Below are 12,404 nucleotides of genomic sequence, written 5' to 3' on the forward strand. Positions count from 1 at the left end.
CCAGTAGCGATCACGCCTGTCCAAGCCATACGGCTACTGGATTCCGGCCTGCGCCGGAATGACGAGCGAGGGTGCGGCATCGGTACAAGTCATGCGGAACCACAGGGTTCAAAATTATTCCGGACAGCAGTGGGCCTTCGCCGGGATGACGAGCACGATAAGTCATCGCCAGCCGATGTGAAGTCACCCCCTTGCCGCATCCCGGGCAAACACCGCCACGCCTTCGTTCCTCGGAGCCATGCTCGGGTTATTCCGGACAGCAGTGAGCTTTCGCTGGAATGACGGTGTCGAAGCGAAACGGCGCAGCGGATGTGCGGAAGGGAGAACCCGCGACCAACCCGTACAATGGCCATCCAGACCAGGAGCGAGTCCATGAGCCAGCCTTCCCGCTACGCCGTGTTCGGCCATCCAATCGGCCACACGCAGTCGCCGCGGATTCATCAGTTGTTCGCCGCCCAGTTCGAGATCGCGCTGACCTATGAAGCCATCGATGCCGCGCCAGAGGCGTTTGCCGAGGCGGTGCAGCGCTTCTTTGTCGCCGGGAACGGCCACGGCGCCAATGTCACCCTGCCGCACAAGGGCGCGGCCTTCGCGCTGGCGGACGAGCGCAGCGAGGCGGCGATGCGCGCGGGCAGCGCCAACGTGCTCACCCGGCTGGCGGATGGTCGCCTCGCCGCACACAACACCGATGGTGCGGGCCTGGTGCGTGATCTCACCGAGCGCCACGGTGCCGATCTGCGCGACCGCGACATGCTGCTGCTCGGCGCCGGTGGTGCGGCGCGCGGGGTGGCGTGGTCGCTGCTGGATGCCGGCGTGGCCTCGCTGACCATCGTCAACCGCACGGCAGCCACCGCCGATGCGCTGGCCGATGCGATCGGCGAACCGGCGCGCGTGCGTACGCGTTACTGGCAGGACCTGGCCGACATCGGCAGCTTCGACCTGATCATCAACGCCACCTCGGCCGGCGTGCTGCACCAGTCGCTGGGCCTGCCGTTCTCGCTCGTCGGCACGCGCGCCGTCTGTTACGACCTGGCCTATGGTGCGGCGGCTGTCCCGTTTCTGGCCTGGGCGCAGGCGGCCGACGCGCACCGTTCCTTTGATGGCCTCGGCATGCTGGTGGAAACCGCGGCCGATGCGTTCGAACTGTGGCACGGCCAGCGGCCCGACACGGAGCCGGTCTACCAGGCGCTGCGCCAGCCGACGGTCTGATCGCGGCCGCGTCGGCAACGATCCGAAACAGCCACGCGCAATCGTGATGCGCATCACGATTGCGCGTCCAGTCACCGCAAATTTTCACTCGCATTTGGCCGTTTAGACGGACTTTCCCCCGTTAAACAAAATCGCGTGCTAGCGTCGCCGACGCAGGGGATACAGCATCACGCGAGGGGAAGTCGCATGTTGTCGAAATCATCATGGACAAGCCTGGCCGTGGCCGGGCTTGCGTGGTTTGCCTGCGCCGCATTCGCGACCGGTTCCAGCGAGCCGTCGCCGGTCGGTTCCAGCAACGTGACCACCGCCGATCCGGCGGTGCCGCGACCACCGGGCAAGCCGTGCGTGGTGGAGCTGTTCCAGAACGACGCCTTCACGGATTTCAGCAACCACCCCTTCAGCTACACGCCGCCGAGCGGTTGCGGCACGCATTGGTCGAAGGTGGTGCTGGAGGCGGACTTCTCGGTCACCGCCGGCCGCCAGTTCGACCGCACTGCATCGTTGTGGCTGGGTGGCGTGAACCTGTACTTCGGCACCACCGAGGAGCCGTCCGCGACGGTGGCGCCGAGCTGGCACGTGGAACGTGACCTCACCGATTACACCGCGCTGTTCCGCCAGGCCGGCCAGGGCCAGGCGGTGCTTGGCAACGTCGTCAACGACACCTATACCGGCGTGATCCACGGCAGCGCGAAACTGCTGTTCTATCCGGCCTCGATCTTCGCGCCGTCCGGCCAGGTGCCCGATGCGGTGTATCCGCTGGGCAGCGATCCGGTGGGCAGCACGGTGTCGCTGAACGACCCGACCAGCCAGTTGGCGAAGACGCTCAGCCTGCCGCGCAACGTGGAGCGCGCCTATCTCGACGTATTCGCGCAAAGCCAGAATGCCGACGAGTTCTGGTACACCTGCGTGCCCGATCAGTACGCCAGCGAAGTGCAGAGTTGCGGCGGCGGCAACTTCCGCGAAGCCGAGGTCAGCATCGACGGCCAGCCGGCCGGCGTGGCGCCGATCTATCCGTGGATCTACACCGGCGGCATCGACCCCTACCTGTGGCGACCGGTCACCGGCGTGCAGACGCTGAACTTCACGCCCTACCGCGTCGACCTGACGCCGTTCGCCGGCGAACTCAGCGATGGCGCGCCGCATACCGTGGCGGTCAGCGTGGCCGGCGCGGCCAACTATTTCTCGGCCACGGCCAGCCTGCTGGTCTATCTCGATCCGCACGCGAAGCAGGTCACCGGCACGGTCACGCGCAATACCCTGGTCGGCCAGCCGCCCGTGCCGACCATCGGCGACACCTTGAAGACCGATACCAGCGGCAACGTCAGCGGCGAGATCACCACCCGGCTCTCCCGCCACTTCGTGATCGAGGGCTATGCGAACACTTCGCACGGCCGCGTCGACACCACGGTGAAGCAGACCGTGGGCTTCGCCGATACGCAGAACTTCACCCTCAACACCACCACCTATCGCCAGCAGATCGACCAGCTCACCTCGATGGACGGCACCAGCACCAGCCGCATCGGCCGCTTCGTCACCAACGAATACAGCCAGCACCGGCGCTATCCGCTGCACCTGGACTACGACCAGCAGGTGGCATCCGACGGCAGCGCAAGCATCACCACCACGGTGCACCAGGGCTACGAACAGAAGGTCGCGCAACGCTTCGGCGGCCTCACGCTGTATTCGGCCTCGGTGCACAACACGGTGGATACCAGCGACACGCTGAATTACGACAGCGACGGCCACTTCACCGGCCACAGTGGCCAGCAAAGTGCGCAGATCTTCGCCTTCCACGACTCGCTGGGCGGCTGCTATCGCGGCCACGTGACGTCGGCCGGCGGCGTGGTCACCGGCGACACCAGCGGCAAGGGCTGCCCCGGCGGCGACAACCATGTCGAGTGGTTCACCCATCCGGATGGTTCGCCCGGCTACGGCCGCAGCCTGCTGGGCTGGTGAAACGGGCCTGGCGCCGTGCGCGACGCCGGGTCATCCAGCTGACATGAAGCCTGATTACCGTGCGCGTTTGTCGATGCCGTCCATGCGGAGGCCATCGCAAACAGCCACGACCATCAGGCAGGTGTCATGTTTCGTTTTCCCTTGTTCACGTCGCACTGGCGCGCGTATGCGCTTGCCGGCCTTTTGCTGCTCGGCGTCGGCGTGGCGGGCGCGTCCTGGTATGCGAAGGCGGCCACGCCGACCGCGCCGGCCATGAGCCAGGGCGAAGCGATCCTGCTCAAGCTGGCCACCGGCGCGTTGAACGATCATCACCTGGTCGCCCCGGTGGGCAGCAACGCCTACGAGTTCTACTTCAGTGTGCTGCAGCTTGACCCGCACAACGAGGTAGCGTTGCAGGCCATGCACGACGCCTTCAAACCCTCGTGCGACATCGTCGAGCGCACGATCGACCGCGGCGAGCTGGACGAGGCGCAGCGCGAACTGAACCTGCTGCATCTGTATGCGCCGGACAACTACACGCTGTTGCTGCTCACCGGCAAGCTGGGCGCGCAACGCGCCATGCAAGCGCGCCAGCACGAGCTGGAAGCGGCGCGGATCAGGGCACGGCTCGCGGCGCAGGCGGGCGAGGCGCCGATGGCCGAGTAGTCATCGGCGGCACGCGGCTTGTCGCCGCCGCTGCACTGGCGAGGTCGACCTCAACCGGCGGCGAGATAATCGTTCTTGATGTGCACGTAGTGCTCGGCCGAGTAGCGCAGTTGCTCGACCTGCCGGTCGCTCAGCACGCGCACGCACTTGGCCGGGTTGCCCAGCCACAGCTCGCGTTCGCCAACGACCTTGCCGGGCGGCACCACGGCGCCGGCGCCGACGAAACCGTAGTCGTGGATCACCGCGCCATCCAGCACGCTGGCATGCATGCCGATCAGGCAGTAGTTGCCGATGCTGCAGGCGTGCACCACCGCGGCGTGGCCGACGGTGACGCCTTCGCCGATCAGGCAGGGAAAGCCCGGTCCGTACGGCCCGGCGTGGGCGACGTGCACGATGGCGCCGTCCTGGATGTTGCTCTTCGCGCCGACGCGGATGTGGTTCACGTCGCCGCGCAACACCGCGCCGGGCCAGATCGAGACGTCGTCGCCCAGCACCACGTCGCCGATCACGCTGGCGGCGGGATCGACATAGACGCGTTGGCCGAGGGTGGGCGCGATGCCCTTGTAGCTGCGAAGGTTCATCCGTGCATTTTAGGAGCGTGGGCGGCAGAAATCTTCCGGGCTGCAAAAGTGTCTGTGTGGTCCATATGTCCGTCGCTTCTTGGCCCATAGAACCACTATGGGCCGACGAATCGTCGAAAATCTGTCCTCACGCAGCCACTTTTTCGCCTCGAAAGTTTCTACCGTCCACGCTCCTGGCGGTGAAAAGCCTTCGTTCCCGCCGGGGCAGAGAAGGGAGTTAGGGCACGGTAGTGCTGGCAGGCTACGCTTCGCCCGGACCCTCACCCGGCTGCCGCCACCCTCTCCCGGGGGGAGAGGGATGTACTCGTCGATGGCTCAGCCCTGCGCTTCCAGCACCTTCACGGCCGCGCGGTAACCCGCTTCCACCGCGCGGTCCCAGTCATCCCAGTCGAGCATGCCGACGTGTTCCAGCGACGGCGTGATCAGCACGTCGGCGAGGGTGCGGCAGCGTTCGCTGATTTCCTCGCTGTTGACCATTGCCGCGCGGGTCAGGGTGGAGACCAGCCCCGGCCAGCCGCGGTCGTCGCGGCGATTCATCAGCAGGCGCCACCAGGGCGGCGTGGCGGTGGCTTCCAGGCGGGTACGCAGGCGTACGTCGGCGCGGATGCTGACGGCGGTGATGTGGGCGATGCCATCGTCGGACATCACGTCGGTGGGCAGGTTGTCGATCAGCGCGCCGTCGACGTAGACGTCGCCATGGTGCAGCACCGGCGGCAACACGCCAGGAATCGCGCTGGAGGCGCGCAGCCACAGCCACAGCGGGCCACGTCGATGCACCGCGCGATCCTCGCCGGTGAGGTTGGTGGAAACGCAGAAGAACGGCCGCGCCATGTCCTCGATGTCCACCTCGCCGAACGCCGCGCGCAGCATGCGGGTGGCGCGGCGGCCACGGGTCAGCGCCACCAGCGGCAGGGTCCAGTCCGACACCGGGCGGCCGCGCACGAAGGCGTCGTGGTAGGTCTGCATCATCGTGTCGGTGTCCCATTGCAGGGCCACGCCGGCGCCGATGATCGAACCGATGCTGGTGCCGCCCACCACGTCGAAACGCTGGCCGGCCTCGCGCAAGGCCTTCAATGCACCGAGGTGGGCCAGTCCGCGCGCGCCGCCGCCGGCCAGCACCAGCCCGCGGCCGTGGCCGCTGACCAGTCGCGCCACCCGCGCGAAGTCATCCTCGTTGCACAGATGGTGGTGGGTGAGCTCGCCGCTGAACTGGGCACGCCAGCGTCGCGCGGCACCCGGCAATACGTGCCCGGCGGGATGCAACAGCAGCAGGTGACGCGGGCGGTGGCGCGCGCGAGAAGGGTGGCCCGGCGCGGCTTCCGGCCAGGGTTTCGCCGTTTCCCCGGCGCGCGCGGGCAACAGCAGCACGTCGGCCTGGCGCAGGCAGCGGTGGCGCCACAGCGGGTCGCCATCGGTATCCAGGTAGATCACGAAACGCGTATTCGCTTCGCGCTGGGCGAACCAGTCGCTGCTGCGTTCGGCGCCGGTGCGGGCGTCGATCACCGCGCAATGGCCGAACGGTTCCAGCGCCCGTGCGAACTTCATCGCCAGCTCGCGTGCCGGCACCTCGGCGTCCACCGGCAGGATCGCGAAGGTGCGCGGCTTGTCCGGTGCTTCGACATGGTGTTCGCGCCGCATCAGGCGTTCGACTGCCAGTCGCGCCACGTCGAGCATGGCGCCCGGATGGCGTTCGACCAGCGCCTCGAAGGCACTGCGGTTCAGCCGCAGCAGTTCCGAATCACGCAGCGCGCGCACGGCGAGGCGGTGCGGGTTGCCGCTGAGCAGGCTCATCTCGCCCACGCATTCGCCGGCGCAAAGCTGGTGCACCAGCGTGGTGGGCCCGTCGAATACGCCCAGGCTGCCGCTGCACAGCAGGTACAGCGCGTCGGCCGGTTCGCCCGGGCGGAACAGGGTCTGGCCGCCGGGCAGGCACATCCAGTGCAATTGCCGGGCGAGCGCGGCCTGTTGCGCATCGTCCAGATGCGCGAACAACGCGGTGCGGGTGATCAGTCCGGCAAGATGCGCTGGCAGCATGCGTCGATGGTACCCCGGTCCGTGAAGGGCGCGACAGCCACCCTCACGCCGCCGTGCTTGATTTCGCCCGGCCCCGTCGCCACGCTTCGCGCTTGAAAGGAGTTTCCATGAGCCAAGACAATCCCCTGCTTGCCGACGACACCTTGCCGGCGTTTTCCCGCATCCTGCCCGAACAGGTCGAACCGGCCGTCGACGCGATCCTCGCCGACTTCCGCGCCGGCATCGATGCCCTGACCGCGCCCGGCGCGGCACGCGATTTCGATCACGTGATGCTGACCCAGGAACGGCTGGAACAGCGCCTGGCACGGGCATGGGCGCCGGTGTCGCACCTGCATTCGGTGGCCGACAGCGCGGCACTGCGCAAGGTCTACGGGCCGGCCGAGGAAAAGCTCACCGACCACGCCATCGAGCTGGGCCAGAACCGCGATCTGTACGCCGCCGTGCAGGCACTGGCCGACGCACCGGATTTCGCCACGCTGCCGCGTCCGCGCCGCGCGCTGGTGGAACACGCGCTGCGCGACTTCAAGCTGTCCGGCGTGGCACTGGAAGAGCCCGCGCGTTCGCGCTTCCGCGAGATCGGCGTGGAGCTGAGCAAGCTTTCCACCGAATTCTCCAACGCCGTGCTCGATGCCACCGATGCCTGGCACGAACATCTCACCGATGATCGCGATCTCGACGGCGTGCCCGAATCCGGTCGCGCGGTGCTGCGCCAGTACGCCAAGGAACAGGAGCTGGACGGTTACCTGGTCACGCTGAAGCAGCCCAGCGTGCAGGCGGTGCTGACCTATGCCGACAAGCGCGACCTGCGCGAGCGCGTGTACTGGGCCTACCAGACCCGCGCCTCCGACCAGGGGCCGGACGCGGGCAAGTACGACAACTCCGCGCGCATCGAGCAGATCATGGCCTTGCGCCACGAGGCCGCGCAGTTGCTCGGTTTCGCCAATGCCGCCGAGGAATCGCTGGCGACCAAGATGGCAGGCTCGCCGACCGAGGTGATGGAATTCCTGCACGACCTGGCCCAGCGCGCCCGGCCGGTGGCGCAGCGCGAACTGGCCACCTTGCGCGAGTTCGCGCAGAAGGAACTGGGGCTGGACAACCTCGAACCGTGGGATGTCGGCTACGCCTCCGAGAAACTGCGCCAGCGCGAATACGCGCTGGACGAGGAACAGCTCAAGCCGTACTTCCCGCTGCCGGCGGTGATCGACGGGCTGTGGGCGATCACGCACAAGCTCTACGGCATCACCCTGGCGCCGCGCGACGGCGTCGACGTGTGGCATCCGGACGTGCGCTATTTCGACGTGAAGGATGCCGACGGCAAGGTGTTTGCCGGCGCCTACGTGGACCTGTACGCGCGCAGCGGCAAGCGCGGCGGTGCGTGGATGGATGTCTGCCGCGCCCGCTTCGACGATGGCGAAAGTAAACAGCTTCCGGTGGCCTTCCTCACCTGCAACTTCGCGCCGCCGACCGAGGGCAAACCCGCCCTGCTCACCCACGACGACGTGCTCACCCTGTTCCACGAATTCGGCCACGGCCTGCACCACCTGCTGACCGAGATCGCGCTGCCCTCGATCGGCGGCATCGACGGCGTGGAATGGGATGCGGTGGAACTGCCCAGCCAGTTCATGGAGAACTTCGGCTGGAACCGCGAGGCGCTGGATCTGTTCGCGCGCCATTGGCAGACCGGCGAAAAACTGCCGGACGAACTGTTCCAGCGCATGCTCGCCGCGCGGCATTTCCACGCCGGTCTGTTCCTGGTGCGCCAGCTCGAATTCGCGCTGTTCGATTTCACCCTGCACTTGGGCTACGACCCGGCGCAGGGCGCGCGCACGCTGGCGGTACTGGAAGACGTGCGCAAGCAGGTTGCGGTGCTGCATCCGCCGGCCTGGCAGCGTTTCCCGCACGGTTTCAGCCACATTTTTGCGGGTGGCTACGCCGCCGGCTACTACAGCTACCTGTGGGCCGAACTGCTCAGCGCGGACGCCTTCGGCGCCTTCGAAGACGCGGCGAAGGATGGCGGCAGCGTGATCGACCCGGTCACCGGCGCGCGCTTCCGCCGCGAGTTCCTCGCCGTCGGTGCCAGCCGTCCCGCGCTGGAAAGCTTCGTCGCCTTCCGCGGACGCAAACCCGAACCGGACGCGTTGCTGCGCAGCTACGGACTGACGGCCTGAGAGCCTGTTCATAGGCTCCGAGTATCTCCAGTGAATCGTCATCCCAGCGAAAGCCCACTCCTGTCCGGAATAATCCTGGGATGTCCTTCGAGAGTGAATACCCACGCCGCTTGCGCGAGATGCAACAAGGGGGCGACTCCATTTCTGGCGGCGACCAGCTCTCCGGCTCGTCATCCCGGCGTAGGCCGGGATCCAGTAGCGATCACGCCTGTCCAAGCCATACGGCTACTGGATTCCGGCCTGCGCCGGAATGACGAGCGAGGGTGCGGTATCGGTACAAGTCATGCGGAACCACAGGGTTCAAAATCATTCCGGACAGTAGTGAGCGAAAGCTGGGATCCAGCGTCTCTGGTTTTAGGGCATCAAGTCGCTGGATTCCTGCTTGACCAGCTCTTCGGCTGTTGAAAAGCACCTCGCAGGAATGACGGGCCTGGATAGGTCTGGGTGCCCGGTTCGGCGGATGGATTTTGGGTAGGCTCCGGAGAGCGATCCGCCGGCGGGCATCGGCCACCGGCGTGATGCATGCCCGAAAACGACCCTGCGCCCCCATGGCACGCAGTCATGCATGCGACTATCGTTGGCACAGGTATCGGGGCTGGGATGGGGCGTTCGCATGAACATGGTCACGCAGTTGACGCCGGAATGGCGCGACTGGATTCGCGAGAACCTGGCACGCGGCTGCAGCGCGCAGTCGCTGGTTGCCGACATGGTGCGCAACCGTTTCGAACCGGCCTTCGCCGGCGCGGCCGTGCATGGCATGCAAACCGGCATGGCGGCACCGACGGCGACCGAACCACGTGCGGAAGGCTATGTCTACGAGACGCCGCGCCTGCCGCCGGGCAACCGCATCATCGCCGCCGACCGCGAGGTGCAGGTGGCCTTGCGGGTGGAGCAACCGGTGCTGGCCGTGCTCGACGGTGTGCTCAGCCACGAGGAATGCGACGAGCTGATCCGCCGCGCCGCCGCCAAGCTGCAGCGCTCCACCATCGTCGACCCGACCACCGGCAAGCACGAGACCATTGCCGACCGCAGCAGCGAAGGCACCTTCTTCGAGATCAACGCCGATGACTTCATCGCGCGGCTGGATCGGCGCATCTCCGCCTTGATGAACCTGCCGGTGGATCACGGCGAAGGCCTGCAGATCCTGCATTACGGTCCCGGCGGCGAATACAAGCCGCACTTCGATTTTTTCCCGCCGGGCGACCCCGGCAGCGCTGTGCAGATGGCCACTGGCGGCCAGCGCGTCTCGACCCTGGTGATGTACCTCAACGAGGTCGAGGATGGCGGCGCCACCATCTTCCCCGAGCTCGGCCTGTCGGTGCTGCCGAAGAAAGGTTCGGCCGTCTATTTCGAATACACCAACAGCCGCGGCCAGCTCGACCCGCGCACCCTGCACGGTGGCGCACCAGTGCTGCGCGGCGAGAAGTGGATCGTTACCAAGTGGATGCGGCAGCGGCGTTACGGGGCGGCGTAAGCGCGTTCGCCGGTCCCGATTTGCGGTACAGGGCAAGAGCCCTCGTGTGCGCCGGAACAAGCCACGGGGCTGTCGTCGTGATATTGCGGTGGAGACGGAATGCATGCGCACGGTGCACGGCAGTCGTTTACATTCGATCGAGGGTCGCCATGTCGAATACATCAAGTCGCGCTGGCATGCTGCTTGGGTGGTTGTCGATCACCACACTCGGCACCTGCGCACTCCCCGCCACGGCCGGATCTGTGCACGAGTTATCCAGGGCGCCACAGATCGTCAGTGTCACCCAGGGCGGCCAGGCAACGGCCTCGATCGTGCTGGAGACCCGTGCCGTGGCAGTCAAGGAGACCGGCCCCAAGCTGACGGTGGCCAAATTTGGTGAGGTTTACGGCTTCTCGCCAACATTCTTCGTCGTGCAGGAAAACCAGCCGACCCGAATCCGCTTTTGGAATCTGCAGCCGGACGACGCGCATGATTTCGAGTTGCTCGGTCCGCATGCGCACGAACTCGTCGCCCTCGCGCTGCCGCCGCTCTCGGACGTATCCGCCATTTTCGACTTTCACCAGCCCGGCCTCTATACGTTCAGGTGCACCCTTCATCAGCCGGAAATGAACGGGCAGATTCTGGTAGTGGCAGCGGCGCATCGCTGATGCCACCACGTGGACGCGCCAGCGCCGCTGTTGGTTGACCTACGCGGTGTGCGACAGCGGGTTGCGGCGCCGTATCGCCGAAGAGCCACGGTTTCCTCCTGCCGGAAGCAAATTCTGCGGCGGCCCGGTACTGGCGCAAGCGGCGCCCGACACAGATGCGGTGGCTCCCCCCGACACGTCATGACAGGTTTTCGCAATGTCCGCTATCGGCCGATTCTGTTGAAAAACTCCGTCTTAACGAATGGGCATCCAAATTATCGATCGCGATGCCCGCGACAACTCGGTTCTGTGCAAATTCACATGCTCATGGCCACAGAAAGCGACTGTCGTGGGAGATTTTTCCGCCAGGGGAAAACCTCGAAATTTTAGAAGCGCGTTTTTCAACAGAATCGGCCATGACCGGACGCCCGTGGCTTCAGTTAGGTTGCCGGATAGCAGCCGTTTGAAACTTGCCTTGCGGTTGCTGGCGGCAGAGTGCGGAACCGGGTCCGGCGTCGCTGGGTCCGTTTATACCGCGCATGGTTAGCAAGGCCGAGCCACACGAAATTCCATCAGCATCACGGGGTTGTGCTACCGTCGCCGGACTCTGCCGCGACTTGTATAGCCGGACACTGGCGTCCGTATATTCAATAGTTAGATTTTCGGGGGGAATATGGTCGCAATTCCAGACAAAGAGCTTCACAGCGTAGTCTTGTCGCTAGGTAGTAAGGCATTCTCGACCTACGAATTCATTCTCGCTCTACGCCGCAAGTACCCAGAAACATGGGTTGCGTTGGAGGCAAAATACGGCGTTGGGGGTGAAGGTGCGGGTACGTATTACACGGCCTACAGCAGAGCCGCACAGGCACTTGGCAAATATTCCAACTCCGATGGCATTGCTAGGCTGGAGTACCGTGAAGCACCGGAAGGATGGGGTAGCCCAGTCATTCGGTACTGGGCACATGTCGATAGCACGCATCAGTACCCGGACGAGGTGATAGAGCCTTCAAAGGTGTTCGAGGGCGCAAAGCAGGAAGTGGTAGTAAACAAATACGAACGTAGCTTGTCGGCAAGAATCGCGTGTATCGAAAAATGGGGTGTGTCCTGCGCTGTCTGCCGGTTCAACTTTGAGCAGGCCTATGGCGACATTGGTGCCGGGTACATTCATGTGCACCATCTCAAGCCGCTTGGTGAAATTGGTGGTCGCTATAGGCTCGATCCCATCAAAGACCTTCGCCCTGTATGTCCAAACTGTCATTCAATGTTGCACAGGCGGGTGCCAGCTTTGTCAATCGAGGAACTTCAGCAGGCTATGGCTGGCCAAAAATCTAACAATTCGTCCAAGCGGACGTCCAAACCGCTACGCGGTTCGGCCGCCGCTTAACTCAAGCGTTGAAGCTGTAGAAAAAGTCTACAACCTGAAAACTTGTATTTACGATGCCCGTGTACGTGCTCCAATAGCGAGTCGTGGGTCGAAATGAACTCAGAATTGAACTGTCGCAGGCAAATTTTAGCTCGTGTTTCGAGCGCTCTTTGACCGCACCACTTTTTCTACAGCTACGTTAGGGTTCCGAGGTAAAGGTATGGCAAGGGGGATGAGCTATGTACGAGCAGCGTAAGCAGCTTTACAAGAACCTGATTCCGTGACCACGTTACCACGCCGCCACCACCTTACGGCCGTCTATACGTCCAAGGAACAATCATGGTCTGG

9 protein-coding genes are annotated in these 12,404 nt (G+C 65.0%); 7 read left to right on the forward strand and 2 right to left on the reverse strand.

Features of this window, described 5'->3' with window-relative positions:
• Positions 1-372 precede the first annotated feature (372 nt).
• The 3 genes from aroE to AB7849_RS19275 all read left to right on the forward strand — a co-directional run bounded on the left by aroE (position 373) and on the right by AB7849_RS19275 (position 3,810).
• Entirely contained in the window at positions 373-1,209 is an 837-nt protein-coding gene (gene aroE / locus AB7849_RS19265; RefSeq protein WP_369501543.1) for a shikimate dehydrogenase, read from the forward strand.
• 186 nt (positions 1,210-1,395) lie between these two features.
• Positions 1,396-3,165, forward strand: coding sequence for a peptide-N4-asparagine amidase (locus tag AB7849_RS19270; protein WP_369501544.1), 1,770 nt, complete (start codon positions 1,396-1,398; stop codon positions 3,163-3,165).
• A gap of 126 nt (positions 3,166-3,291) precedes the next feature.
• Positions 3,292-3,810: a hypothetical protein gene (locus tag AB7849_RS19275; RefSeq protein ID WP_008212710.1), complete on the forward strand. Its 519-nt coding sequence runs from the start codon at positions 3,292-3,294 to the stop codon at positions 3,808-3,810.
• Between the two features lie 50 nt (positions 3,811-3,860).
• Here AB7849_RS19275 and AB7849_RS19280 read toward each other — a convergent pair whose 3' ends face one another.
• Together AB7849_RS19280 and AB7849_RS19285 are read right to left on the reverse strand one after the other, a co-directional pair.
• Positions 3,861-4,391, reverse strand: coding sequence for a gamma carbonic anhydrase family protein (locus AB7849_RS19280; protein ID WP_008212709.1), 531 nt, complete (start codon positions 4,389-4,391; stop codon positions 3,861-3,863).
• A gap of 315 nt (positions 4,392-4,706) precedes the next feature.
• Positions 4,707-6,425: a patatin-like phospholipase family protein gene (locus AB7849_RS19285; protein ID WP_369501545.1), complete on the reverse strand. Its 1,719-nt coding sequence runs from the start codon at positions 6,423-6,425 to the stop codon at positions 4,707-4,709.
• 107 nt (positions 6,426-6,532) lie between these two features.
• Between AB7849_RS19285 and AB7849_RS19290 the strand changes: the two genes are divergently transcribed.
• The 4 genes from AB7849_RS19290 to AB7849_RS19305 all read left to right on the forward strand — a co-directional run bounded on the left by AB7849_RS19290 (position 6,533) and on the right by AB7849_RS19305 (position 12,077).
• Complete coding sequence (locus AB7849_RS19290; RefSeq protein ID WP_008209888.1) at positions 6,533-8,593, forward strand: M3 family metallopeptidase; 2,061 nt, start codon at positions 6,533-6,535, stop codon at positions 8,591-8,593.
• Between the two features lie 613 nt (positions 8,594-9,206).
• Entirely contained in the window at positions 9,207-10,067 is an 861-nt protein-coding gene (locus tag AB7849_RS19295; protein ID WP_008217108.1) for a 2OG-Fe(II) oxygenase, read from the forward strand.
• A 149-nt stretch (positions 10,068-10,216) separates the two neighbouring features.
• A complete protein-coding gene (locus AB7849_RS19300; RefSeq protein ID WP_157618233.1) occupies positions 10,217-10,714 on the forward strand; it encodes a cupredoxin domain-containing protein in 498 nt (165 codons plus the stop codon).
• A gap of 652 nt (positions 10,715-11,366) precedes the next feature.
• Positions 11,367-12,077, forward strand: coding sequence for an HNH endonuclease (locus AB7849_RS19305; protein ID WP_081491888.1), 711 nt, complete (start codon positions 11,367-11,369; stop codon positions 12,075-12,077).
• The last annotated feature ends 327 nt before the right edge of the window (positions 12,078-12,404 follow it).

Source organism: Rhodanobacter sp. FW021-MT20, assembly GCF_041107475.1.
In the GTDB taxonomy this organism is placed as follows: domain Bacteria; phylum Pseudomonadota; class Gammaproteobacteria; order Xanthomonadales; family Rhodanobacteraceae; genus Rhodanobacter_A; species Rhodanobacter_A glycinis.

Coding starts and splice junctions, on each gene's coding strand:
- AB7849_RS19270 (WP_369501544.1), top strand. CDS start 1,396: ATGTTGTCGAAATCATCATGGACAAGCCTGGCCGTGGCCGGGCTTGCG.
- AB7849_RS19280 (WP_008212709.1), bottom strand. CDS start 4,391: ATGAACCTTCGCAGCTACAAGGGCATCGCGCCCACCCTCGGCCAACGC.
- AB7849_RS19305 (WP_081491888.1), top strand. CDS start 11,367: ATGGTCGCAATTCCAGACAAAGAGCTTCACAGCGTAGTCTTGTCGCTA.
- AB7849_RS19290 (WP_008209888.1), top strand. CDS start 6,533: ATGAGCCAAGACAATCCCCTGCTTGCCGACGACACCTTGCCGGCGTTT.
- aroE (WP_369501543.1), top strand. CDS start 373: ATGAGCCAGCCTTCCCGCTACGCCGTGTTCGGCCATCCAATCGGCCAC.
- AB7849_RS19295 (WP_008217108.1), top strand. CDS start 9,207: ATGAACATGGTCACGCAGTTGACGCCGGAATGGCGCGACTGGATTCGC.
- AB7849_RS19285 (WP_369501545.1), bottom strand. CDS start 6,425: ATGCTGCCAGCGCATCTTGCCGGACTGATCACCCGCACCGCGTTGTTC.
- AB7849_RS19300 (WP_157618233.1), top strand. CDS start 10,217: ATGTCGAATACATCAAGTCGCGCTGGCATGCTGCTTGGGTGGTTGTCG.
- AB7849_RS19275 (WP_008212710.1), top strand. CDS start 3,292: ATGTTTCGTTTTCCCTTGTTCACGTCGCACTGGCGCGCGTATGCGCTT.